Annotated in this window: 24 protein-coding genes; 12 read left to right on the forward strand and 12 right to left on the reverse strand. The window is 60.5% G+C overall.

All coding sequences use genetic code 11. The features are described 5' to 3' along the window. A partial coding sequence (locus tag PMI03_RS30550) for an FAD-dependent oxidoreductase (protein WP_007703791.1) occupies positions 1-694 on the reverse strand: 694 nt, incomplete at its 3' end. A gap of 327 nt (positions 695-1,021) precedes the next feature. Between PMI03_RS30550 and cysQ the strand changes: the two genes are divergently transcribed. The 3 genes from cysQ (at position 1,022) to PMI03_RS30565 (ending at position 2,948) form a co-directional block, all read left to right on the forward strand. After that, positions 1,022-1,816 (forward strand): 3'(2'),5'-bisphosphate nucleotidase CysQ, encoded by a 795-nt coding sequence (gene cysQ / locus PMI03_RS30555; RefSeq protein WP_007703794.1) that lies wholly within the window; start codon positions 1,022-1,024, stop codon positions 1,814-1,816. Between the two features lie 231 nt (positions 1,817-2,047). Next, complete coding sequence (locus tag PMI03_RS30560; protein WP_007533628.1) at positions 2,048-2,323, forward strand: DUF1153 domain-containing protein; 276 nt, start codon at positions 2,048-2,050, stop codon at positions 2,321-2,323. A 343-nt stretch (positions 2,324-2,666) separates the two neighbouring features. Beyond that, the gene (locus PMI03_RS30565; protein ID WP_007703797.1) at positions 2,667-2,948 is read left to right on the forward strand and encodes a GNAT family N-acetyltransferase; all 282 of its coding nucleotides are present in this window, start codon (positions 2,667-2,669) and stop codon (positions 2,946-2,948) included. Between the two features lie 191 nt (positions 2,949-3,139). On the opposite strand, the gene PMI03_RS30570 is transcribed toward PMI03_RS30565, so the two are convergent. Then, the gene (locus PMI03_RS30570) at positions 3,140-3,496 is read right to left on the reverse strand and encodes a hypothetical protein (protein WP_007703800.1); all 357 of its coding nucleotides are present in this window, start codon (positions 3,494-3,496) and stop codon (positions 3,140-3,142) included. 440 nt (positions 3,497-3,936) lie between these two features. On the opposite strand from PMI03_RS30570, the gene ctrA reads away from it, so the two are divergent. Continuing rightward, positions 3,937-4,638: a response regulator transcription factor CtrA gene (gene ctrA, locus PMI03_RS30575; RefSeq protein WP_007703801.1), complete on the forward strand. Its 702-nt coding sequence runs from the start codon at positions 3,937-3,939 to the stop codon at positions 4,636-4,638. 136 nt (positions 4,639-4,774) lie between these two features. Here ctrA and PMI03_RS30580 read toward each other — a convergent pair whose 3' ends face one another. Both PMI03_RS30580 and chpT read right to left on the reverse strand, forming a co-directional pair. Beyond that, complete coding sequence (locus PMI03_RS30580; protein ID WP_007703802.1) at positions 4,775-5,137, reverse strand: PleD family two-component system response regulator; 363 nt, start codon at positions 5,135-5,137, stop codon at positions 4,775-4,777. Between the two features lie 207 nt (positions 5,138-5,344). Beyond that, positions 5,345-5,992: a histidine phosphotransferase ChpT gene (gene chpT, locus PMI03_RS30585; protein WP_007703803.1), complete on the reverse strand. Its 648-nt coding sequence runs from the start codon at positions 5,990-5,992 to the stop codon at positions 5,345-5,347. Between the two features lie 252 nt (positions 5,993-6,244). Here chpT and PMI03_RS30590 point away from each other — a divergent pair, with 252 nt between their 5' ends. Both PMI03_RS30590 and PMI03_RS30595 read left to right on the forward strand, forming a co-directional pair. Continuing rightward, positions 6,245-6,913, forward strand: coding sequence for a DUF1134 domain-containing protein (locus tag PMI03_RS30590; protein ID WP_150192606.1), 669 nt, complete (start codon positions 6,245-6,247; stop codon positions 6,911-6,913). 186 nt (positions 6,914-7,099) lie between these two features. Then, positions 7,100-8,266, forward strand: coding sequence for a hypothetical protein (locus PMI03_RS30595; protein ID WP_007703807.1), 1,167 nt, complete (start codon positions 7,100-7,102; stop codon positions 8,264-8,266). A 26-nt stretch (positions 8,267-8,292) separates the two neighbouring features. On the opposite strand, the gene PMI03_RS30600 is transcribed toward PMI03_RS30595, so the two are convergent. Together PMI03_RS30600 and PMI03_RS30605 are read right to left on the reverse strand one after the other, a co-directional pair. Further along, entirely contained in the window at positions 8,293-9,123 is an 831-nt protein-coding gene (locus PMI03_RS30600; protein ID WP_007703810.1) for an RNA methyltransferase, read from the reverse strand. 10 nt (positions 9,124-9,133) lie between these two features. Then, positions 9,134-9,511 carry a hypothetical protein gene (locus PMI03_RS30605; RefSeq protein WP_007703814.1) on the reverse strand — a complete coding sequence of 126 codons (378 nt, stop codon included), beginning with the start codon at positions 9,509-9,511 and terminating at the stop codon, positions 9,134-9,136. A 49-nt stretch (positions 9,512-9,560) separates the two neighbouring features. Here PMI03_RS30605 and PMI03_RS30610 point away from each other — a divergent pair, with 49 nt between their 5' ends. Then, the gene (locus PMI03_RS30610) at positions 9,561-10,586 is read left to right on the forward strand and encodes an RluA family pseudouridine synthase (RefSeq protein WP_007703817.1); all 1,026 of its coding nucleotides are present in this window, start codon (positions 9,561-9,563) and stop codon (positions 10,584-10,586) included. A gap of 367 nt (positions 10,587-10,953) precedes the next feature. Continuing rightward, positions 10,954-11,862, forward strand: a complete 909-nt coding sequence (gene rpoH / locus PMI03_RS30615) for an RNA polymerase sigma factor RpoH (RefSeq protein ID WP_007703821.1) — start codon at positions 10,954-10,956, stop codon at positions 11,860-11,862. Positions 11,863-11,956: 94 nt separating this feature from the next. Here the strand turns inward: rpoH and PMI03_RS30620 are convergent, their stop codons facing one another. The 4 genes from PMI03_RS30620 to PMI03_RS30635 all read right to left on the reverse strand — a co-directional run bounded on the left by PMI03_RS30620 (position 11,957) and on the right by PMI03_RS30635 (position 18,104). Further along, positions 11,957-14,257 (reverse strand): hypothetical protein, encoded by a 2,301-nt coding sequence (locus tag PMI03_RS30620; RefSeq protein ID WP_007703824.1) that lies wholly within the window; start codon positions 14,255-14,257, stop codon positions 11,957-11,959. Between the two features lie 61 nt (positions 14,258-14,318). Next, the gene (locus PMI03_RS30625) at positions 14,319-15,614 is read right to left on the reverse strand and encodes an adenylosuccinate synthase (RefSeq protein WP_007703827.1); all 1,296 of its coding nucleotides are present in this window, start codon (positions 15,612-15,614) and stop codon (positions 14,319-14,321) included. A 223-nt stretch (positions 15,615-15,837) separates the two neighbouring features. Further along, a complete protein-coding gene (locus PMI03_RS30630; protein WP_039974983.1) occupies positions 15,838-16,689 on the reverse strand; it encodes a GNAT family N-acetyltransferase in 852 nt (283 codons plus the stop codon). 116 nt (positions 16,690-16,805) lie between these two features. Continuing rightward, entirely contained in the window at positions 16,806-18,104 is a 1,299-nt protein-coding gene (locus tag PMI03_RS30635) for an amidohydrolase family protein (protein WP_007703835.1), read from the reverse strand. 280 nt (positions 18,105-18,384) lie between these two features. Here PMI03_RS30635 and PMI03_RS30640 point away from each other — a divergent pair, with 280 nt between their 5' ends. Both PMI03_RS30640 and PMI03_RS30645 read left to right on the forward strand, forming a co-directional pair. Then, on the forward strand, positions 18,385-19,707 hold the full coding sequence (locus tag PMI03_RS30640) for a UDP-glucose/GDP-mannose dehydrogenase family protein (RefSeq protein WP_007703839.1): 1,323 nt from the start codon (positions 18,385-18,387) through the stop codon (positions 19,705-19,707). Positions 19,708-19,721: 14 nt separating this feature from the next. Next, positions 19,722-20,726, forward strand: a complete 1,005-nt coding sequence (locus tag PMI03_RS30645; protein ID WP_007703841.1) for an NAD-dependent epimerase — start codon at positions 19,722-19,724, stop codon at positions 20,724-20,726. A 10-nt stretch (positions 20,727-20,736) separates the two neighbouring features. On the opposite strand, the gene rutF is transcribed toward PMI03_RS30645, so the two are convergent. Then, a complete protein-coding gene (gene rutF, locus PMI03_RS30650) occupies positions 20,737-21,276 on the reverse strand; it encodes an NADH-dependent FMN reductase RutF (RefSeq protein ID WP_007703844.1) in 540 nt (179 codons plus the stop codon). Positions 21,277-21,612: 336 nt separating this feature from the next. Here rutF and PMI03_RS30655 point away from each other — a divergent pair, with 336 nt between their 5' ends. Beyond that, positions 21,613-22,410, forward strand: a complete 798-nt coding sequence (locus tag PMI03_RS30655; RefSeq protein ID WP_007703847.1) for a creatininase family protein — start codon at positions 21,613-21,615, stop codon at positions 22,408-22,410. Here the strand turns inward: PMI03_RS30655 and PMI03_RS30660 are convergent. Beyond that, positions 22,398-23,366 (reverse strand): LysR substrate-binding domain-containing protein, encoded by a 969-nt coding sequence (locus PMI03_RS30660; protein WP_007703849.1) that lies wholly within the window; start codon positions 23,364-23,366, stop codon positions 22,398-22,400. The two genes, PMI03_RS30655 and PMI03_RS30660, sit on opposite strands and share 13 nt — an antisense overlap. A gap of 184 nt (positions 23,367-23,550) precedes the next feature. Between PMI03_RS30660 and PMI03_RS30665 the strand changes: the two genes are divergently transcribed. Continuing rightward, positions 23,551-24,567 carry an ABC transporter substrate-binding protein gene (locus PMI03_RS30665; protein ID WP_007703851.1) on the forward strand — a complete coding sequence of 339 codons (1,017 nt, stop codon included), beginning with the start codon at positions 23,551-23,553 and terminating at the stop codon, positions 24,565-24,567. Positions 24,568-24,620: the final 53 nt, after the last annotated feature.

Raw genomic sequence — 24,620 nt, forward strand, 5'->3', positions numbered from 1 at the left:
GCTTGCCGCAGCCGATGAAGCCGCGCGTCGTCTCGACGCCAGTCACCGCTCCGCTCTCGTCACGGCGTATGCCGATCACCTCGCATTGCTGGATGAGATCGACGCCACGGCTGTCGGCGCCGCGTGCATAGCCCCAGGCGACGGCATCGTGCCGCGCGGTGCCGCCGCGCTCTTGCAGCAGGCCGCCGAGGATCGGAAAGCGCGCGTGATCGAAATTGAGATAGGGCATCATCTTGCGCACCTGATCCCGGTTCAGCAGCTCCGCATCGACCCCATGCATACGCATCGCGTTGCCGCGCCGGGCATAGGCATCGCGTTGCCCGTCGGAATGGAACAGGTTGAGGACGCCGCGCTGCGAGACCATGGCATTATAATTGAAGTCCTGCTCCAGCCCTTCCCAGAGCTGCATCGAGAATTCGTAGAAGGGCTCGTTGCCTGGGAGCAGATAATTGGAGCGGATGATCGTGGTGTTACGGCCGGCATTGCCGGAGCCGAGATAGCTCTTTTCGAGCACGGCGACATTGGTGATGCCGAACTCCTTGGCGAGATAATAGGCCGTCGCCAGCCCGTGCCCACCGCCGCCAACGATGATCACGTCGTAATGCGGCTTCGGCTCCGGGGTTCGCCACACAGGTTGCCAATGTCGGTTTCCCGAAAGCGCCTGTTTTAGAAGCTGATATGCCGAATAACGCATAGACTAATCCCGATCTCTACCCGGCCGCACATTCGCATATGCAATAAAAACGACAAGTCCCGAAAGGACGGAAAATCTTCGCAAACAGGACATGTTCTTTCCCGAATGCGCTACGGCGGCAAACCGCTGTATTCCAAAAAGCACGCGGTTCTGTGGATGCTGCCGGGATCGGCGCAGAGCTGCAAAGCCCTCTTGCCGAGTCACAATCCGATAGCTAGGCGGTAAAAACGTGATCAACGCTGGGTCTACACTTCATAGTGAAGACCTCTTAAGTATCATAGTTCCCTACTTGCAACGCAGACGAGCTGCGGAAAGACGAACAGGCAAATGCTCGCGACATTTGAAAAAGCAGCCCTAGAGGCGGGTAAGGCCATTTTGGAGGTCTACCGCGCGGGCTATGCTGTCGCCTTGAAGCAGGATCAGAGCCCCGTCACCCTCGCCGACGAACGCGCCGAACATATCATCCTCGATCACCTGACGCGCGATTTCCCCGACATTCCGGCAATTGCTGAGGAATCGGTGGCCGCCGGCAGGATTCCCGACATTCGCGGCCGCTCCTTCTTCCTCGTCGATCCGCTCGACGGCACGCGCGAATTCATCGAGCATCGCGACGAATTCACCGTCAACATCGCCTATATCCACAACGGCGCTCCCGTCGCCGGGATCGTTTTCGCGCCGGCACTCGGCATTGCCTTTACCGGCGAAGGCGGCGAGGCGCGCAAGCTCGTCATTTCGGACAATTTCACCGTCTCCGACCGTTCGATCATTGCCGTGCGCGGGCCGCCCGACAGGCTGCTGGCGCTTGCCAGCCGCTGCAACAGCAGCCCGAGGACAGACAGCTTCCTGGCGGAAAACGCCGTCTCCGCCTGCACGTCGATCGGTTCTTCGCTGAAGTTCTGTCTTCTCGCCGAAGGCAAGGCCGACGTCTATCCGCGCTTTACCCGCACGATGGAGTGGGACACTGCGGCCGGCGATGCCGTATTGCGCGCTGCAGGCGGCTCGACTGTCACGCTCGACGGCCATCCCCTCGCCTACGGCAAGACCGACCAGAGCGAAGATTCCGATTTCGCCAATCCCAATTTTATCTGCTGGGGCGGAAAGAAAAATCTCGTCGACGCCTAGTTTTCGATCCCGAAACGTAAGTTTTCACTGACAAAAACTAGTAGCGCAGCCTGTTTTCTCCTACGAATTATAGGGGCTTGCTTGACTTGTGGCGGCACTGCGCCGGCTGCAAATCAGTCCGCTGCCGTTTTTCTTAAAATTCTTAGCAAAGTGTTACTAAGCGCTTAGGCAATTTTTAAATGTGGCAAGCTAGAGTGGCTCTTGTGGTCTTGAGTATGTGTAGAGAGTCCAATGACCGAAATGATACGTCCCCGAGTAAAGTATGTCATCGGCCCCGATGGCAGCCCGCTGACGATAGCCGACCTGCCGCCGCCGAACACGCGCCGCTGGGTTATCCGTCGTAAGGCCGAGGTTGTCGCCGCTGTGCGCGGTGGCCTGCTGAGCTTGGAAGAAGCCTGCGAACGTTATACGCTCACTGTCGAAGAGTTCCTTTCCTGGCAGTCGTCCATCAATTCCCATGGCCTCGCCGGCCTGCGGACGACCCGCATACAGCAGTATCGTCACTGACGATTGCAGCAGCCGCGATATCCGTTTGATCTTCGGTTCGGGCCTCCTTCCCTCCTCTCCGGGACAAGAAGAAGGCCCGAAATCATGATGCAGCCAGCGTAAAAACCACAGACCTGGCTGCATGGGCGTCGCGGCAAGCCCGCCTGTTTTGGCGATGGCCAAACGGCCGTTGGTAGCCGAGTTGGCACACTAAATATAAAATCCGTCCAACTGGACTGTTTAATATTCTCCTTGATATCGAAGCGATATTCGAAAAGGAGACGATGCGTTGCCGATTTCACCGGTTGGCAGTTCGCCTTCCGCATGTCAATCTTCTCAATACGCAACATTTGGGAGGCTGATCATGGATATTCGCAACGAAAACAATGCGTCAGGCGGCCGCTATGTCGCGACGGTCGAGGGCCACGAGGCCGAGATGACCTTTTCCCGCGCCTCCCCAAACCTTATCATTATCGATCATACCGGCGTTCCGGATGCGCTTCGAGGCAAGGGCGTCGGCCAGGCACTCGCCCTTCATGCCGTCGAGGAAGCCCGCCGCGGCGGCTGGAAAATCATTCCGCTCTGCCCCTTTTTCAAGGCGCAGTCTCTACGTCACAAAGAATGGCATGACGTTGTGAATATGTAGGCGTCTCCTCAGCAAAGACGATCCACTTCTTCTCCAGAAAACACCAAAAACCGTGCATGGCCGGCCCAATCATGGCCAGTCATGCACGGCTCTCGTGCCGTTCCCGCCGCTTCCCGTATCCCCCTGGAAAACATTCCGATTTCGGAACACAGTCGGCTTGGGGGGCAACGGCTGGCGACGGAATGGTTACATCAGGCGCGCGCCCTTACTGGACCCGAACCATCACGCTCTTCCAAGGCTGCCGCCTTGGCATATTCGGCCTGCATTTCTTCCAGCGATGTCTCCAACGCCTCTTCCTGCACCTGCAATTCCCGGATCGACACCTGCAGGTTGTCCGCACGCTGGCGCGCGGCCTTGGCAAAGGTCGGGTAGGCAAAGTGGCTCGGGTCGACAATGCCGGACTTTTTCTCTTCCAGCACGATCTGGCTCTCCAGATCCTTTGTCATACGGTCGAATTCCGCCATCATCATCTGCAATTGCTGCAACTGACGGCGTTTTTCGTTCACCTGAAACTCTTTCAGGCGCGTTAGGCTCTCACGTGACTTCATACGCATTACTCCCGTGATGCGAGACCCCGGCTCTCGATAAAATGACCCGCCGCGCCGCTTTGAGACGGTTTGGTTAAAAAAATTTCCAGCGATCTTAATAAAAACCTACCGCTGGTAACCTTTCGTTTACGGGCATCGTTAATGATAGGGACAATGATTTAAGGGTCAGTAAATGCCGCAGTCGGAATTCGATATGTCGGCATAGGCGAGTCGAATGAATCACTTGGCGTGTCTTCTTAATGCAACACTTTAGGATTGATATTTGCCGATTGTCTTTGGAAAACAGTGCAATGGAAAAATTATTTAATAAATTCGATACGACTTGCCAGAGTGAATCAGAATTTGTTAACCATTCCATGGCAGCTTCCAAATCAGGCAGTGATTTGTTCGGTATCGCGTAGGGGGCTGACGACCTTTCGGCGGCGGTAAAGGGGATAATTATGCGGGTTCTACTAATTGAAGACGATAGCGCGACAGCGCAGAGCATCGAGCTGATGCTCAAATCCGAGAGTTTCAACGTCTACACCACCGATCTCGGTGAAGAAGGCGTGGATCTCGGAAAGCTCTACGACTACGACATCATTCTGCTCGATCTTAACCTACCCGACATGTCCGGCTACGAAGTGCTTCGCACGCTGCGCCTGTCGAAGGTAAAGACACCGATCCTCATCCTCTCCGGCATGGCCGGTATTGAAGACAAGGTTCGCGGTCTCGGCTTCGGTGCGGACGACTATATGACCAAACCCTTTCACAAGGATGAATTGGTCGCACGAATTCACGCCATCGTCCGCCGTTCCAAGGGCCATGCCCAGTCGGTGATCATGACCGGCGAACTGATCGTCAATCTCGATGCCAAGACCGTCGAAGTCGGCGGCCAGCGCGTACATCTGACGGGCAAGGAATACCAGATGCTGGAGCTGCTTTCGCTCCGCAAGGGCACCACGCTCACCAAGGAAATGTTCCTGAACCACCTTTATGGCGGCATGGACGAACCCGAACTGAAGATCATCGACGTCTTCATCTGCAAGCTGCGCAAAAAGCTCGCAAATGCCGCCGGCGGCGCCAACTATATCGAAACTGTCTGGGGCCGCGGCTATGTGCTGCGTGAGCCCGACAACAACGAGCTAGCCGAAAGCGCCTGAGCCGCCTACCCCACAACCGCCACACCGATCGAAATCCCGCCGCATCAGGCGGGATTTTTTGTTGTCGATGTTACTGCAACAAAAAGCCGCCTGGAGAGGCGGCTGTCATCCATAGACTGGGACGGCTTGGCTAGGATCAGGCCGCGATGGCACGATTGCCGAAAACGGCGGTCAGTATCTTGCGGTCGAAAGGCTTCAGCAGGAAGTCGGTGGCGCCGGCCCGCTTTCCGGCCATCAGCTTGCGCAGATCCGCCTCGATGACGCAGTAATAGATCTTCACATCCTTGCCGTTCGGCATGGCGCGGATGCTGGAGATCAGCTCGAGAGCGCCTTCCATGCCGGCATCGACGATCAGATAGTCGGGAATTTCGGCCTGGCAGCGCGCCAACGCCTCACGGGCATCGCCGGCTTCGCTCACGAGAAAATCCAGCTCCGACAGAATGCGCTTGCCGACCTTGCGCACGACATCCGACGTATCCGTAATCATGAACCGCTGCATTATCCGCTCCTTCGCGCCCGATCGCCATCGGTCGGGCACCAACCTCAAATTGGAACGATAGGGGCGCGAGGCTAAGGATTCGTTACCGTTATATTGTCAATTGCGCGAACGGTCGAAAGATTGTGCGAAGGTGTTTTGATACACGCAAAAATACCCCCGCAACCGGTTCCGTTGCGGGGGTATCAAAATGGAGTCTGCGAAAACCGACTATTCGCCGCGCATAGTGGCGATGAAGGTCAGCTCTTCCGGCGTGGCCTTGTAGGAAAGTTCCATGCCACTCTCGTCAGCCAGAAGCACGGTGTAATAGGGCTGGATCGAATGGGCATCGACCGCCTCTTCCAGCGTACCGGAGCAGATTTCGGCGAATTTCGGCGGCACGCGCATCAGCCGGCCCTTGGTGGTGATCGTGAACTTGGCGTCGAGATCGGGATTTTCCAGCACCACGTCGATATTGCCGCCGCGCGGGATCGAGCCATAGGCGACGAGAAAGAGATTGAGCAGCAGTTTGACCCGGTTCTTGGGGATGATGGCGCGCGGGCCGGTCCAGCTCACCTCGGCCTTCTTCTCGGCGGCGGCGAAATCCTTGGCGGCACGCTCGGCCTCGCCCGTATCGATCGAGGCGCCGACGGAACCGGAAGCACCGAAGGCAAGGCGCGCGAACTTGAGGCGGACCGAAGCGTTGAGCGCGCTGGTGCGGATCAGGTCCATGGCATCGGCATCGGCACCGCCCTCGTCGAGCAGCTCCAGGCCGTTATTGATCGCACCGACCGGCGAGATCACATCATGGCAAACGCGGCTGCATAGCAGCGCGGCCAGATCCGGTCCGGTCAAGGTGAGGTTCGGATTCTTCGACATTCATTGTCTCCTGAATGCTGACAAGGCGGAACGCCGTATGATTTTACGTTGCCACGGCAAGATTGCTCGAGGATTGCCGCAGGCGGCGTACCACTCGCCATAAAGACACCATATTTGGTAAACCGATTGTTAAGATGATCGACGCAAAATGCATTCATCACCACCAGACTTTTTCGCGCGCGAATCGCTCTGCGGAAATCGGGCGGAACAGTCTGGAACGGGGAGTGAGGCATATTGGGCGCGTTCATGCGAATGCGCCAGACGCCCGCTCTCAATCGCACCGACCATGATGAACGGATGACTGACATGCGCTATCAACTCCTGAAGAGAATGCCCAGCCCCGGCTCTAGAACGGTAGGCCTCGGCCTGATCTTGGCCCTCGTTGCATTCGTGAGCTTCGCATTGCCGGTTCGTCAGGCGGCGGCAGCGCCGACCAACCAACATTATTCGATGCAGGAAATCGTCGATGCCGGGCATTCCTTCTTCGGCTCCACCAGCGGCGGCCTCGCCAAGGTGGTCGAGCGGGCCTTCCAGCAATATGGATTGCCGAACGGCTACATCCTCGGCCAGGAAGGCTCCGGCGCCTTCATCGCCGGCCTGACCTATGGCGAAGGCCAGCTCAACACCAAGAATGCCGGCGAGCACCCGCTCTATTGGCAGGGACCGTCCCTCGGCCTCGACTATGGCGGCCAGGGCGCCCGCGTCATGATGTTGGTCTACGACCTGCCGAGCATCGACAGTGTCTATACCCGTTTCGGCGGCGTCAGCGGCCAGGCCTTCGTCGTCGCCGGCTTCGGCATGACGGTGCTGAAGAACAACAACATCGTGCTGGTGCCGATCCGCACCGGCCTCGGCGCCCGCCTCGGCGTCAATCTCGGCTACCTCAAAGTCACGCCGAGCGCGACATGGAATCCCTTCTGAGTTTTCGAGCAATATCGCCTCCCATGCCTTCGATCTCCTGGCCCGCGCCGATCGCGGGCCTTTTCTTGTCGCGAAACCTCGGCGCGCCGGTAAACCATATCCGATTTAAACCCTTGCCCGTCGGCCTGCCCCCATGCTTAATCAATTTACCGATATCGCAAACAACTCCCAGATGCAGGCAGTGCCGTGATTGAATTTGCTCTGTTGTTCGGATTGGGCTTTCTGACCGCAGCCTTTCTGGCTTTCCTAATCGCGCCCGCGATCCACCGCCGCATTGTCTGGTTCACGGAAAAGCGGTTGAAGGCCACGATGCCCCTGAGCCCGCAGGAAGTGCGGGCGCAGAAGGACATGGCACGCGCCCTCTTCGCCGCCGAGAACGCCAAGACGGAACAGCTGCTCACCCAGGAACGCGACAAGGGCGTCGCGCTACAGATACACAACGGCAAGCTTCTCCAGGAAGCCAGCCGCTTTGCCGCCGAGAGCAGCGAGTTGCAGACCCGTATCGACGATCTGGAAACCGAGGCCGGCGAACTGCGCTCGCGCCTGCGCCGTGAGGAAAGCGATATCAGTCAGCTCAAATCCGGCGTGCACGCGGCGGGACAAGCAAGTGCCGAAAAAGACGCCGATATCGACAGCCTGCGCAAGCGGATGACCAAGATGGCCGCCGACGCCGATAATCTGAAGATCGATCTGGCGGCGCGGGAAACCGAAGTCGAAAGCCTGAAGCTTCGCATCAACACGTTGCGGGACGAACGCGACACGCTGCGCCAGGATCTGAACCAGGCAAGCCAGCGCGCCAGGGATGCCGAATTGCGTCTCGGTCAGGAGAGCGATAAGGCTCGGCGGCTCGACGAACGGCTGAACCGGGAGATTGCCGGCAATGCCGACAAGGAAACCTCGATAGCGAGCCTGAAGGAAAAGCTGGAAGCCGCCAACGGTGGGACGCGTCCAACCGCTCGGGCGCCCCGCGCCGCCAATCTCATCTCATCCGCCAAGCGGGCCAATGGCGCCAAGCCGATGGCCGAACCGGCAATCACGGCGGCCGCCGACAATGACGCCAACGCCTCTAAACCGGAGCGCACCGTGGAAGACGACATCGCCCATTTGACGGAAGAAGTGCGCAATCGCGCCGCGGCTCTTTCGGACCGCCTGTCCAAATCGCGCTCGCCGGCGCATGATCAGGCCATGCGCGAGGAAATCGCCGTTATCGCCGCCAACATGGTGGCCCTGACCGCCCGCCAGGAAGGCGATCAATCGCCGATCTTCGATCTATTGCCAAAGGAAACGACCCCGGCCGAACAGGGCACACGCCTCAGCCTCGCCCATCGCGCCGCCGCCCTCTTGCGGAAATAGTGGCAAGGGTCGGCAAAGGCGAAAATTCAGACCCGTTTCAGCAGCGATGCCATCTCGAAAAGCGCGATGCCGCTTGCCGTTGCCACGTTGAGGCTGTCCAGGCCCGGCGCCTGCGGTATCCGCACGCTGCCAAAGGTGGACAAGATCTCCTGCGGCAGCCCTTCTCCCTCTGTGCCGACCACCAGTGCCATGCGATCCGTCGGAGGAACGGCGCGAATATCGGTCTTTCCGCGCGGCGACAGGCTCCAGATGGCAAAGCCCCGTGCCGTGAGCGCTGCAAGCAGATCGATATCGCTGAGTTGACGGCGATAGGGCATGGTCAGCACGGAGCCGACCGAGACGCGCAGCGCCTTGCGGTAAAGTGGATCACAGCAGGTCTCGTCGAGTAGCACGGCATCAGCGCCGAAGGCCGCCGCGTTGCGAAACATCGAGCCGATATTGTCGTGGTTGAAGATGCCACAGCCGACAAGAAGGAGCGAGCGTTTCGGCAGCCGTCCGAGAAAGGCGTCCATACCCGTGTCCGCCGTCCGCCGTCCAAGCGCCAGGACGCCGCGATGCAAATGGAAACCGACGATGCCATCCAGCACCGAACCGCCCGCGACATAGATTGGCACGTCGGGTGGAAAGGCCGTGATGATCTCTTCCAGCCCGGCGGCGCGATTGCGTAGCAGCAGCACCTTTTCGGCGACGAAATCGCCGCCAGCCGCATGCGCTCCGGCCAGAAGCCGCAGCACCACCGTACCCTCGGCGATAAAGCGGCTCTCGCGACCGGTCAGGTCACGCTCGCGGATATCGCGAAACTCGGAGATGCGCGGGTCGTCGGGATGCGTAATCTCGATCAGCCGGTCGCCCGTCATCGCCAAGCCGTCAGTTCGGGAGCGATATCGTCGCGACGATGCGGCCGATGCCGTAATCGAAGACGACGGCCTGACGCTGGCCGCTGGCAAGCGTGCCGTAGAACAGCACCTGGTTGCCGGAGAGAGCCGTCGACTGCACGGTAAATCCCTGCGGCAGCGCAGCGGTCACGGAGACCGGAGCATCCGAAGGAATATTCGAGGCAGCAGCGCTCGCCGGCTTTACCGGAGCGCGCATCGTCTTATAGACAACAGCGCCGAACACGGCCATAAGGCTCACCACCATGACGGCCGCCGAGACGATCTGCAGGCGGACCATCTTGCGTCGGACACTTTCCAGGGCCGGATCGAGGGGCTTCTCCTCTTGATCGTCTGGCTCGAGATTCGTCATCGATGCGTCCTTATTTCCTGAAGAGCGCCTGTGCGCCGGAGAAATGCGTTTGAGCGACCCCTTTAAAGAAGCCGCGGGCAATAGAAAAGTCCTAACTGCCGATGAAACCGCCGAAGGCCGGCTGGATGCATGGCTGACAGCGCAAATGGACGAGGAATTGTCCCGCAGCCGCGTCCAGACACTGATCAAGGCCAATGCCGTCCTGCTCAACGGCACCCCGGTAACCGACGCCAAGCGCAAGGTGCGTCCGGGTGACATCTATGAGATCTCCATGCCCGAGCCGGAGGATCCGACGCCGCAGGGCGAGGACATCCCGCTCGACGTGCTCTTCGAGGATGACGATGTCATCGTCATCTCCAAGCCTGCCGGCTTGGTCGTCCACCCCGGCGCCGGTAACTGGACCGGCACGCTGGTCAACGCGCTCATCCATCATTGTGGCGACAGCCTCTCCGGCATCGGCGGCGTGCGCCGGCCGGGCATCGTCCACCGGCTGGACAAGGACACCACTGGCGTCATGGTCGTTGCTAAGAACGATATCGCCCACCGCCACCTGTCGCTGCAATTTGCCGATCACGGCCGCACCACGCCGCTGGAACGCGCCTATCAGGCGATCGTCTGGGGTCGTCCGCGCCAGCTCGTCGGCACCGTCAACGCACCACTCGGCCGCGCCACCGGCGACCGGACACGACGTTCCGTCAAGCGTCCCGGCAGCCCGGACGCCGATGAGGCCATCACGCATTATGAAGTGATAGAGCGCTTTCACGAGGCGCCTGATGCCACAGCGCTCGCCTCGCTGATCGACTGCCACCTCGAAACCGGCCGCACCCACCAGATCCGCGTCCACATGGCGCATATCGGCCATCCGCTCCTCGGCGACGCCGCCTATGGCGGCGGCTTCAAGACCAAGGCCAACCTCCTGCCGGATGCGGCAAGGGAAGCCGTCAACCGCTTCCCGCGCCAGGCGCTCCACGCCTACCTGCTGCAATTCGAACATCCGCGGACCGGCGAAGTGATGCATTTCGAAGCGCCCTTGCCGGACGACATGGAAGAGCTGGCGGCCATACTGCGGGGGTGAGGATCAGCGCCCCCTAAAATCAGACGGCTGGACGCCGGCCTCTCCCGCGCCTATAATGTTGCCTGGAACCGATCTCCGGTACATCCCTCATCCGCCGAGAACGCAATGTGTTTGTTGTTCAAGTGGTTGGATCCCCCAGGGCTGGAGCATTCGGGAGGATAGTCACAAGGGCGAATGTCACGGCGTGGTTAGTGTTCACGCCGGGTAACAGCTGCGTGACCATGTTCTTGAATCACTGTTTGGCCGTACTTATCTACATATTGGTTTAGTGCGGGGTCTTCAGACCTGCGCGCCTTGGTCAGCTTCGCAAAGAGCGTGCAATGCGCCCCCAGAAGGGACCAAATCTCGAATAGGAGGGTGCACATTCATGGCCCGTAATACCTTACCGTCCATCGCCGCCGGGGAAGCCGGCCTTAACCGTTATCTCGACGAGATCCGCAAGTTCCCGATGTTGGAGCCGCAGGAAGAGTATATGCTCGCCAAGCGCTACGCGGAACATGCCGACCGCGAAGCCGCTCACAGACTCGTCACCAGCCATCTGCGCCTCGTGGCGAAGATTGCCATGGGCTATCGCGGCTACGGCCTGCCGATCGGCGAAGTCGTCTCAGAAGGCAATGTCGGCCTCATGCAGGCCGTCAAGAAGTTTGACCCGGAACGCGGCTTCCGCCTGGCGACCTATGCCATGTGGTGGATTAAGGCTTCGATCCAGGAATATATCCTGCGCTCGTGGTCTCTGGTGAAGATGGGCACGACGGCCAACCAAAAGCGCCTGTTCTTCAACCTGCGCCGCCTGAAGGGTCGTATCCAGGCCATCGATGAAGGTGACCTGAAGCCGGAGCATGTCTCCGAGATCGCCACCAAGCTGAAGGTCTCCGAGGAAGAGGTCATTTCGATGAACCGCCGCCTCTCGGGCGACGCTTCGCTGAACGCGCCGATCAAGGCATCCGAAGGCGAGTCCGGCCAGTGGCAGGATTGGCTGGTGGACGATCATGAAAGCCAGGAAGCCGTGCTGATCGAGCAGGATGAGCTTGATACGCGCCGCCGCATGCTGGCGCGTGCCATGAGTGTCCTGAACGACCGCGAACGCCGCATCTTCGAGGCTCGTCGCCTCTCGGAAGATCCGGTGACGCTGGAAGATCTCTCGTCCGAGTTCGACATCAGCCGCGAACGCGTTCGCCAGATCGAAGTCCGTGCCTTCGAGAAGGTTCAGGAAGCTGTGCAAAAAGACGCGCTGGAACGCGCCAAGGCATTGCGCGTTGTCGAGGCCACCGCTTAAACGGACCGAATCTCGGATCGTCAAAACCAAATATTTCAAACAAAAAGGCGGGCTGCAAAGCCCGCCTTTTTTGATTCCAGTTGCTTGAAACCGATTACTGGCTGCTCGCAGCAACGCCGCCAAGCGCCTGCCATTCGGCAATCGCCTTGTTGAAGGCGTCGCTGCCGGTCGGACCCTTCTCCATGGTCAGCAAGGCGCGGCGGCCATTGCGATAGACCACGGGAATGTCGATCCAGTTGCGGGTTTTCAAGAGATCAAGGTTGGTCTTGCGCGCATCCGGGAAATCGTTGAGCGCGACCATGTAGACATCGTCGGTAACCTTGGCCGGCACGGCGATCAGCGCATCACCACGATCCTGCTCGGTCGACTTCAGCGCAATGCGCTGCACATTGTCGATGGCGCCGCCCTCGAAATTCGGCGGAACCTGGAAGGCCAGCTCAACCAGATGGCTTGCCGGAAGCGAGGAGTCCGTATTGCGCGACACGGTGATCGTCGCCGTCAACCCACGCTGGGGCACATTGATGAGGCCCTGGACAGACGGCTCCGGACGGCCATCGGCGCCCTTGCCTTCCTGCAGCGACCAGGTGACCGTACCTTCGAAAGCTGTCGGCGATGTCTGGCCGAGACGTTCCTCATAGAGGAACACCTTCTGGCCATCTGCGACCGGCGCAGTCTGCTGAGGCGTGGCGGAAGCCTGCTGATCGGCGGCAGCCGGTGGTGTCGCGGCCGGTGCGGTCGCGGCGGGGCTCTGCGTCGCCTGAGCGGCGTCCGCATTGCCGGCGGGGGCGGCTGCCGGAGCAGCTGCGGCACCTGTCGCCGGGGCTGCGGAGGCGACGTTCTGTTCGGCAACGGACTTGCCTTCGGCCACGCCAGGCTGTCCGCCGGCCGCCGGGCCTTCATCCTCTTCCGTGCCATTCGCCAGCAGGCGCTGGGTGAACTTGGTATTGACCGTATTCGGATCGTTGTCGAGCGAGGCGACATTGGTATTGCCGGCTGCCGGCGTCGTCGCGGCGGCGTTGCCATTTTGCGCTGGCGTGGTCGCAGGCGAAGCAGCTGGAGGAGTGGTGGCCGGCGCGGTATTGTTGCTGGCGGTGTCGGAAGATGGCGTGCTGGTCGCTGTCTTCGGCGCCGAGCTGATGAGATCCGTAACCATCTTGTCGAGCGCTTCGCGGTTCAGCCAGGCGGCATAGCCGCCACCGGCAACGGCCGCAACGCCGATAAGCGTCAAGATAGCCGCAGTCGCGCCGAAACGGCGGCGCTTCGGCTCCATACGGAAGCTCTTGCCTTGCAGCCTCGACGCCATGTCCCGATCGACATCCGGCGGAATGGACGAGCCGTTACCGCTATCCCCATTTTCGCCGAGCTTGTCGAAACCGGCAAGTTCCTTGAGCTCGCGCCAACCGTCACCGTCAGCCTCGTTCTTCGGCGCAGCTTTCGGCGATGAATGCACGTCGGCAAAAAGATCGACATCGTCAAAGGCATTGTCCGGCATCTGCCGTGCGGGCTGCGCCGGCTTGGCGGCGGGGGCCGATTGCAGCTCCCCGAAGACATCCGCGTCCCAGGCAAAACCGTTATCGGCCGTCGGCGTCTTCGCGACGACAGGCTCCTCAACGGGATGACCGAAGGGAGCCGGCGTGAAGGCGGCGGCGGGCATGACCGGTTCGGGCGCGGCCTGCTTCGAAGGCGCGCCGACCTCGGCCCAAATTTCCTCGACCTGACTGATGACGTCATCGGCGGACGAGTGAACGACATGCGGTCGTTGCGGGGCCGGCTCAGGCTCTGCGGCAACGGCCGGCTGTTCCTCAGCATAGTGCTGCGGCTCTTCGTGGGCAGGCTCTACATAGTCTTCGACAGGCTCAACATGGGCCTCGGCGTGATGAGCCGCCACGGGCTCCGGCTCTTGCGGCGCGTCGTGCCATGCTTCTACCGGCTCGCGTTCATCCACCACCTCGTGCTGGACATGCACGGGCTCTTCTTGATGGATGGGCTCTTCTTCATGGACGGGTTCTTCATGCGCCGGAACGTAAGCGACTACTTCCTCTTGCGTATGAACCTCCGCAGGAGCCGGTTCCGGCTCCTCTACGACATGCTCGTCCTCGACATGGTGCTCTTCGGGAAGTGCTGCCTGCGGTTCTTCATGCACAACAGGCACTTCCGCGACGGGCTCCTCGGCCGCCGGCAAGGCTTCAGCGTGCTCCGCCTCCACCTCGACGATCGCGGTTTCGAGCTTGTCAAGCTGGCGGCGCAGCATCTCCTCCGGCGGACGCGGCTTCATGCTCTCGAGCTGCCGCTGCACGGCACCACGAGCTCGCTCGTAAACCTTGACCCGCATCTCGGGAGTGTTTTCGGTCAGGCCATCCACGGCCCGCCGAATGACTGCTACAAAATCCGCCATCAGTACTTTCTCATGATGCCCGCCACACAGCCGGACCGGGATTCGTCATTATTTCGTGACATTAGCCCTCAAACGGATCAGTCACAAGTATGGTGTCTTCGCGTTCCGGGCTGGTCGAAAGCATCGCCACGGGCGCACCGATCAGCTCTTCCACCTGACGGACATATTTAATCGCCTGCGCCGGCAAATCGGCCCATTTGCGGGCGCCGACAGTCGATTCCTTCCAGCCTTCGAGCGTTATGTAGATCGGCTCGACGCGGGCTTGCGCCGCCTGGCTCGACGGCAGGTAGTCGATTTCCTTGCCGTCCAGTCTGTAGCCGATGCAGATCTTCAGCTCGTCGAGACCGTCGAGCACATCAAGCTTGGTCAGCGCAATACCGGTAATGCCGGAGGTCTTGACGGTCTGGCGAACCAGCACGGCATCGAACCAGCCACAGCGGCGCGGACGGCCGGTGTTGACACCGACTTCGCGACCGACCGTCGACAGGTGCTTGCCGATCTCGTCATGCAGTTCGCAGGGGAAAGGTCCTTCGCCGACGCGCGTCGTATAGGCCTTGGTGATGCCCAACACATAGCCAAGCGCCGTCGGTCCGAGACCGGAGCCGGCTGCCGCCTGTCCCGCCACCGTGTTGGACGAGGTTACGAAAGGATAGGTGCCATGGTCGTTGTCGAGCAGCGCGCCCTGCGCACCTTCGAACAGGATGCGGGCACCCGCCTTGCGCTGCTCGTCGAGCAGCCGCCAGACCTGGTCCATATAAGGAAGAATGTGCTCCGCAACCGAGGTCAGTTCCTCATGCAGCGCGTTGAAGGAGATTTCGCTGAGACCCATGCCGCGACGCAGCGCATTGTGGTGCGTCAGCAGCCGGTCGATCTTGGCGGGCAGCGTTTCCGGCTCGGAGAGATCGATAACGCGGATAGCGCGGCGGCCGACCTTGTCTTCATAAGCTGGGCCGATGCCGCGGCGCGTCGTACCGATCTTCGTGCCGCTGTTGGAGGCGGCGTCTTCGCGAAGTGCGTCAAGATCACGGTGCAGCGACAGGATTAGTGGCGCGTTTTCGGCAATGCGCAGCACGTCGGGCGTGACCGCGATGCCCTGGGCGCGCAGCTTCTCGACTTCGGCGACGAAATGATGCGGATCGACGACGACGCCGTTTCCGATGACACTCAGCTTGCCGCGAACCAGCCCGGAGGGCAGCAGCGCGAGCTTATAGCTGACACCATCGACAACCAGCGTATGACCGGCATTGTGGCCACCCTGGAAGCGCACGATCACATCGGCGCGTTCCGAAAGCCAGTCGACAATCTTGCCCTTGCCTTCATCACCCCATTGCGAACCGATCACAACTACGTTCGTCATTTCTCCATTCCCGCTTCCTGCGCGCAGAGACGCGCCTTGCTCAAACCCGCGCATCTATAAAGCTTTGTTTTTCGGAAAGCGACCCTGTTGTCTCAGGAGAATCGGCTTTTTACGTGACGAATCAGCGCCTCCAACAGGATTCTTCCTGTCGGCACGCGCCGGCGAAAGCCCAACCTTTCCCGGATCTGCCTAATTTCAGGAGCAAAAGCGCAAAAAACGAGAGCTAGCCGAGTTCGAGCGTGGTGACGGCAAAGACGCGATTGAGCGGCATGTTCGGGGCAGCGCCGCGATACATCCGCGCCGTTTCGAACACCGGAGACAGCCCGCAGGCTCCGGCAAGCCTGATTGCCTCGGCATTTTCAACGGGCACGTCCAGATACACCGGCCTGCCCTTGGCCTCCGACAGCAGCGTGGCCAGCAGGGCCGCCGCGACATCGGGGCTGTTTGCAAATAGCGGGCCGACCTTGAACCCCTCGAAACAGCGCCGGATGGTGCCGTAGCCACGAATTCTGTCACCGCTGCCGACCATGAAGGATTTTCGTCTCTCGGGCGCGCCACACCAAGCGGTGAGGAAAGAATAGCGCAACCCCGGGAAAATGCCGGCATCGTAGCGCAGCAGCGCCTCGAGCCTGCCCCGCGTGACCGGCACGACCTCCACGGCCTTGTCTATGTCGGGCACTTTGGCGACACCGCCATAGCGCAGCGTACGATAGGCCGCCTCGAAACCGTGACTGCGATAGTTTTCCTGCTGCCCGACGACACCGTCGAGGCCGACGGTGCGATTGCCCGCGAAGGTCATGACCTTGTTCCACAGCGCCTTGCCATAACCCTTGCCGCGAAATTCCGGATGGACCATGTAGAGGCCGAGAAAGGCGAAGCTTTCACCATAGCGCACGAGGGAGATGCAGCCGACCGGCACCTCGCCGATCGCGCCGACGAAGAAGCCGGAAGGATCCGCTTCCCAGAATGCCGGGGCATCGTCGACACCGGGATTCCATCCCTCCTGTCGAGCCCATTCGAGAGCGAGCTCCAATTCCCCGGCTCGCATTGTACGCACGGCGAAAGTCGACTTCATGCAAACGCCCCACATCGCCCATTCCGCACCGTTCTCGTCGGAACAGTCGCGCCCCGCCTATCATGGTGCAATGCAATGGCAATCACAAGCGATACGGGGCGACACGCCTGGCCGCTTCAGCCCTCGGCTGCATTTGGCGCATAAGTGGCCGGGTCGACCGATCTCGGCCTGCCTACAAGCGACAGCGCTGCGACACGCGGCGGCGTCTCGCTGATCACCTTGCCGCGCCGGACCACAAAGAGCCGGCCGGCGCGCATCCTGATAGCCTCGATCGTATCCCGGGCCTGCAGCACGACGAGATCACCGTTGCAGCCTACCTCCAGCCCGTAACCGTCGATGCCCATCACTTTGGCCGGATTGGCGGTGACGGCGTCGAAGCAGAACCGCATGGCTTCGCGCGACGCCAGCTGCCCGACATGCAGCCCCATATGGGCGACATCCAGCATGTCGGCGCCGCCGAGCGAATACCAGGGGTCCATGCAGCAATCCTGGCCGAAGGCGATATTGATGCCGAATTCACGCATCTCCTTGACCCGGGTCAACCCGCGCCGCTTGGGATATGTGTCGTGCCGTCCCTGCAGCATGATGTTGATCAGCGGATTGGGAATCGCATGCACCCCTGCCTCCGCGATTAGCGGTAGGAGTTTAGAGACATAATAATTGTCCATCGAGTGCATCGAGGTCAGATGCGAGCCGGCCACCCTGCCCTGAAGACCGAGCCGTGTCGTTTCAGCGGCCAATGTCTCGACGTGGCGCGACAGTGGATCGTCGGTCTCGTCGCAATGCACGTCGACCATCAGGCCGCGCTTCTCGGCGATCTCGCAGAGTGCGCGCACCGAACGTGCGCCATCCTCCATCGTCCGCTCGAAGTGCGGAATGCCGCCGACGATATCGACGCCGAGATCAAGCGCGCGCTCCAGATTCTGTGCCGCCGTCGGCGATCGGTAATAACCGTCCTGCGGGAAGGCCACGAGCTGCAGGTCGAGATAGGGCGCGACCTGCTTCTTCACCTCCAGCAGCGCCTCGACGGCCAACAGCCGGTCATCGCAGATATCGACATGGGTACGCACGGCCAAAAGACCCTGCGATACCGCGAGATCGCAATAGCGCAAGGCCCGCTCCGCCACCGCCTCGTGCGTCAACAACGGCTTCAGCTCCCCCCAGAGCGCAATGCCCTCCAGCAACGTGCCCGACGTATTGAGCCTCGGCAGGCCGAGCGACAGGGTCGCGTCCATGTGAAAATGACAATCGATAAAGGGAGGCGACACCAGATGGCCGCCGGCATCGATCACACATTCCGCCTCCGCCTTCAGTCCAGGCTCGACAGCCACGATCTTGCCGCCGGCAATGGCAATATCCTGCCCCTTGCGGCCGTCAGGAAGGTTGGCATTGCGGACGATGAGATCGAATGTCATGGAGAATTGCCTTCGGATCGGTGGGAGATGCTTCTATCGTGAATGTCTAGCATGCCTCCGAAGGCTGGCAAGTCGTTCGGCGGTTTGGAACTGTAGCGACCCACGCATGTCACATTGCCTTTATCTTTATGGTCTTTATGACACCTCTATCGCAGTGCCCTGGATAAGCACCGCAACGTATAGGCGTCCCCGGCGATCCTGTGTATAAGCGCAGGCGACCGCCAATGAAGGGATCGCGCCGCAGCGCTGAGCCCACTGCAAGCAAGAGGATTGAAGTTCCATGCACATCACAATGATCGGTTCGGGTTATGTGGGTCTTGTGTCTGGTGTCTGCTTTGCGGATTTCGGCCATGACGTCATTTGCGTCGACAAGGATGTCGGCAAGATCGAGGCGCTGCTGAAAGGCGAAATCCCGATCTTCGAGCCCGGCCTGGAACAACTCGTCGCCGACAATGTCCGCGCCGGCCGCCTGTCCTTCTCGACCGACGTCGAAACCAGCGTTGCCGCCAGCGACGTCGTCTTCATCGCTGTGGGCACGCCGTCGCGTCGCGGCGATGGCCATGCCGATCTCTCCTACGTCTATGCCGCCGCCCGCGAGATAGCCGAACACGTCAAGGGCTTCACCGTTATCGTCACCAAGTCGACGGTGCCGGTCGGCACGGGCGATGAGGTCGAGCGCATCATCCGCGAAACCAATCCGAATGCCGATGTCGCCGTTGTCTCCAATCCGGAATTTTTGCGCGAGGGTGCGGCCATCGAGGACTTCAAGCGTCCCGACCGCATCGTCATCGGCCTCAACGACGATCGCGCTCGCGGTGTCATGACCGAGGTCTACCGGCCGCTCTATCTCAACCAGGCGCCGCTACTCTTCACCGCGCGGCGCACCTCCGAGCTGATCAAATACGCTGCCAATGCCTTCCTCGCCATGAAGATCACCTTCATCAACGAGATGGCCGATCTCTGCGAGAAGGTCGGCGCCAATGTGCAGGAAGTGTCGCGCGGCATCGGGCTCGACGGCCGCATCGGCGCGAAGTTCCTGCATGCCGGCCCGGGCTATGGCGGCTCCTGCTTCCCGAAGGACACGCTGGCGCTCGCCAAGACAGCGCAGGATTTTGACAGTCCCGTGCGCCTGATCGAGACGACGATCTCGATCAACGACAATCGCAAGCGCGCCATGGGCCGCAAGGTGATTGCGGCCATGGGCGGCGACGTCAGGGGCAAGACCGTTGCCGTGCTCGGCCTGACCTTCAAGCCGAACACCGACGACATGCGCGACAGCCCAGCGATCTCGGTCATCCAGACGCTTCAGGACGGCGGCGCCACCGTGAACGGCTACGATCCCGAGGGCATGGACAATGCCCGCCAAGTGATCGACGATATTACCTATGCCGCGGACGCCTATAGCGCCGCGCAGGGCGCCGACGCTCTTGTCATCGTCACCGAATGGAACCAGTTCCGCGCGCTCGATTTCGCCCGGCTGAAGGCCGTCATGAACGCTCCGGTCCTCGTCGACCTCAGAAACATCTATCGCCATGACGAGGTCACAAAGCACGGCTTTGTCTATACGAGCATCGGCAGACCCATGAACGGGGCCGAACTGTAAGCAAGGGCCGACGAATGCGCTATCTCATCACCGGAACCGCCGGCTTCATCGGCTTTCATCTCGCCAAGCGCCTGCTCGACGACGGCCACTTCGTCGTCGGCTTCGACGGCATGACGCCCTATTACGACGTCAAGCTCAAGGAAAAGCGCACCGCCATCCTCGCCCGCTCCAACGGCTTCAAGGCCGTGACCGGCATGCTTGAGGACAAGGCGGCGCTCGATCATGCCGCCGAACTAGCGGAGCCCGATGTCATCGTCCACCTCGCGGCCCAGGCCGGCGTGCGCTACAGCCTGGAAAATCCGCGCTCCTACGTGGATTCCAATCTCGTCGGCTCCTTCAACGTGCTGGAACTGGCGCGAAGCATTCAGCCGAAACACCTGCTGCTCGCCTCCACCTCCTCGGTCTACGGCGCCAACGAGAAGATCCCTTTCGCGGAAAGCGACAAGGCCGACGAGCAGATGACGATCTACGCGGCGACGAAGAAGAGCATGGAGCTGATGGCGCATAGCTACGCCCATCTCTTCCACATCCCGACCACCGTCTTCCGCTTCTTCACCGTCTACGGTCCCTGGGGCCGGCCGGACATGGCGCTGTTCAAGTTCGTCGAGGCAATCAAGCACGACCGCCCGATAGAGATCTACGGCGAAGGCAAGATGAGCCGCGACTTCACCTATATTGACGATCTCGTCGAAGGCATCGTCAAGCTGATCGGCGTCATTCCGTTAGAAGAAAACCGGGTCGTATCGGACACGATCAGCGATACGCTGTCGAAGAACGCCCCTTTCCGCATCGTCAATATTGGTGGCGGCCAGCCGGTCGGGCTGATGGCCTTCGTCGAGACCATCGAGGCGATGCTTGGTAAAAAGGCGATCCGCCACATGCTGCCGATGCAGCCGGGCGACGTGCATAATACCTATGCCGTGCCGGACCTTCTGGTGGCGTTGACTGGTTTCAAGCCGCAGATCGAGGTCGACGAGGGCGTACGCCGCTTCGTCGAGTGGTATCAGGAAAACTACTGAAAAAGCCGACCTATTCGGCCTGACCCGCCGGATGATAATTCCGGTCGAAGTAAACCAGCCCCTGCCCGCCATCGCGCTGGCGGATGGCGTCGACTTCGCACATCAGGATATCGTGCGTGCCGCCATCGGCGCGGCGCACGATGCGGCAGTCGAAGGACACGAGTGCGTCCTCCAGCGCCGGCGAGCCGGTGGATAGTTCCGACCATGCGGCCGCGGCGAAACGCTCGGCAACCGGCGTCTTGCCACCGAAGAGACGCGAGAGGTCCTGGTGCCCTTCCGACAGCACGTTGACGCAAAGCACACCGTTTTCCGTCACCGCCGGATGGACGGAAGCCGTGCGGTTGAGACAGACGAGCAGGGTCGGCGGGCTGTCGGTGACGCTGCAGACAGCGGTCGCGGCAAAGCCTGCAAGGCCCGCCGGTCCATTGGTGGTGACGATGTTCACAGCAGCGGCCATGCGCGCCATGGCGTTGCGAAACTCGGCTCGTACCACATCGGGATCGGCGACGGGTATCGCCTTCTCGATCGCCACGGATGTCTTCATGTTCATTCCCATTGTCCCCGCGTGTCGCGCCGAAATCTGGATGCAAGCAACGTACCAAGTCAAACCGCGCATCTCAAGCAACCGCATTTCACGAAATCGCTATTCGCAGGGCAATTAGTTTTCTATAAAATCTATCAACAAAAGCAAAAACAATCCTGTCCATACGCCTTTGGGGCATTTCCTCCCACCTTCCTAGAGCGAAGCAACATGGCCGGCAATCGTGACGACCCTTACCGTCTGCGTACGCAAAAAGGCAGCGGCACGACCGCAAATTGATGCTTTCCTCCGTCATCATCCTTGCCGTATCCGTTAAAGGAGAGACGCACATGAGAGGATACGGCCATGGCCAAGCCCTTCTACTGGAATGAACTGAACACTTATGATTTCGCCGGCCTTTCGCCCGATACCACCATCGCGATTCTGCCGATCGCCTCGACCGAACAGCACGGCCCGCATCTGCCGATCGCAACCGACGTCGCCATCGCCACAGGCATGCTGGCGGAGCTGAAGGTCCAGCGGCCCGACGATCTCGATTTCCTTGTGCTGCCGACACAGGAGATCGGTAAGGCCAATGAACATGTCTACGGCCCAGGCACGCTCTCCCTCAGCGCCGAGCTGTTGATTCCGGTCTGGACGGCGATCGGCGCCAAGGTTGCCGAGGCCGGCATCCGCAAGATGGTCATAGTCAACTCCCATGGCGGCAATCTCGACATCATGGGCATTGTCGCGCGCGAATTGCGCGTGCGCTACCAGATGGCCGTCGTCGCTACGCAATGGATGCGCTTTGGCACGCCTGACGGCATGATCAGCGAGCACGAGCAGTGCTACGGCATCCATGGCGGCGACGTTGAGACCTCGTTGATGCTGCATTTCCGGCCCGAGCTGGTGCGGATGGACAAGGCCGAGAACTTCGCCTCCAAGGCGGAATGGATGAAGGAGCGCTCAAACTACCTGCAGCCGCTGCCGCCGCACTCGCTCGCCTGGATCGCCCATGATCTCAACCCCAACGGCGTCGTCGGCAATGCCGCCAACGGCACGGCGGAAAAGGGCGCGCTCATCTGCAGCCACCAGATCAACGGTTTCATCGAGATGCTACGCGATCTCAGGGACTATCCGCTGTCGAACCTCTATTCGAAATAGGCGTCAGACCGACGACGTTCCGACGGCATCAGGATATGTCCTTTTGCCTGTAGCTCCTCCACAAGGCCGGCCAGTTCCGCGAGCAGATATTCCACGAACAGGCTCGTCGCCGCATCCAGCGGCGCACGCGCCCGCGCAAAGAGTTTCAGCGGCTGATGCCGCGAATGCGGCTCCGCGATCGGCCGAAACACTAGCTCGCCACGTCGGCAATCGGTGATGACGTCGAGCGGATTGAGCAGCGTCAGCCCCGCCCCGCATTTCACCAGCTGCTTCAGCATCTCCGATGCATTGCTTTCCAGCACCGGCTCGACTTGCACCGATAGCCGCGCCAGAGTCAGATTGATGATATCACGCAGGCTGGTGCCCGGCTGCGCCAGAAGCAGCCGCTCCTCCACCACATCGGCGAGATTGATCGGCCCCGGCTCGATCAGCGGATGGCCCGGCGGCAGCACGACACCGATCGGAATGTCGAAATTGCCGAGTGAGCGAATACCGGGTGTCGCCGGGATGTTGAAGCCGAGGCCGATATCCACCTCGCCTGACAGCACCGGCGCGACTGTCGTCGAGCCGGAATCATTGCGCAACTGGATGAAGACGCGCGGATGCTCGGAGAGGAAGCGCGCAATGATCTCCGGCAGCGGTCCGGCAGCAAGGCCGACCGTAGTCACGATCCTGACCTTGCCGGCCTGCTGCATCTTCAGGCTGCGGATGCGCCCTTCCAGCCGTTCGTAATTCTTCAGTACCTCGCGGATATGCTCGATGCAGAGCTCGCCCGCCGCCGTCAGCCTGAGGCCACGCGGCAGCCGCTCGAACAGCGGCGCTCCCATCTCCTCTTCCAGCGCCAATATCTGCCGGTTGATCGCCGAGGACGCCACGTTCAGCCGCGCCGCCGCCTTGCGGATCGAGCCGCAGCGCGCGATCTCGTTGATGTAGAGCAGTCGTCTCGAATGCAGCATAGGTGTCCCCATTGCATAAATTTTGCCCAGGCCGCACAATTTAGGCACAGACCCGAGTTGAGATGCCTAAAAGGCATCAATGTGCACGAATTTTGATGCTTTTCAAAGCGCAACGCAATCGCTCAAATGCACAAAATGGGCGTCACTGGTGGCGTCTCATGGCGAATAAGGGGAACAACCAGCCATGTTCAATGCATTGAAGTCCAAAGCATTTCTTACCGCCATGGGCCTGATGGCGGCCATTGCCATGGCCGAGCCCGCAAGCGCCCTCGACAAGGTGACCTACGGCACCAACTGGCTCGCCCAGGCCGAACATGGCGGCTTCTATCAGGCGGTCGCCGACGGCACCTACAAGAAATACGGTCTCGACGTCACCATCGTCCAGGGTGGCCCGAATGCCGCCAACTCGGCGCTGCTGATTTCCGGCAAGATCGATTTCTACATGGGCGGCCCGCAGCAGGAAATCGACGCCGTCAAGCAGGGCATCCCGATCGTCGATGTCGCCGCCATCTTCCAGAAGGACCCGCAGGTGCTGATCGCCCATCCGGACGCCGGCGTGGAGAAATTCGAGGATCTCGCCAAATTGCCGACCCTGTTCATGAGCAAGGACGGCTACGTCACCTATTTCGAGTGGATGAAGGCGAACTTCCCCGGCTTCAAGGACGAACAGTTTAAACCCTACAATTTCAGCGCGGCGCCGTTCCTTTCCGACAAGCAGTCGGCCCAGCAGGGCTATCTGACCTCCGAGCCCTATGAGATCGAAAAGCAGGCCGGCTGGAAGCCGAAAGTCTTCCTGATCGCCGACGCCGGCTACTCGCCCTATTCGACGATGATCACTGCCCAGACCGCGATGGTCCAGAAGAATCCGGACCTGGTGCAGCGCTTCGTCAACGCCTCCATAGAGGGCTGGTACAACTATCTCTACGGCGACAACAAGGCGGCCAACGATCTGATCAAGAAGGACAATCCCGACATGACGGACGGCCAGATCGCCTATTCCATCGCCAAGATGAAGGAATACGGCATCGTGGAATCCGGCGACGCCATCGACAAGGGCATCGGCTGCATCACCGACGCGCACTATAAGAAATTCTTCGACGAGATGGTGCAGATCAAGATCTTCGACGCCGACACGGATTACAAAAAGGCCTTTGACCCGCAGTTCGTCTGCAAGGGCTTTGGGATGACGTTGAAGAAGTAAGCCTTAGCACCTCCCCCTTAAGGGGGAGGTCGCCGCAAAGCGGCGGGTGGGGG

Source organism: Rhizobium sp. AP16 (assembly GCF_000281735.1).
In the GTDB taxonomy this organism is placed as follows: domain Bacteria; phylum Pseudomonadota; class Alphaproteobacteria; order Rhizobiales; family Rhizobiaceae; genus Rhizobium; species Rhizobium rhizogenes.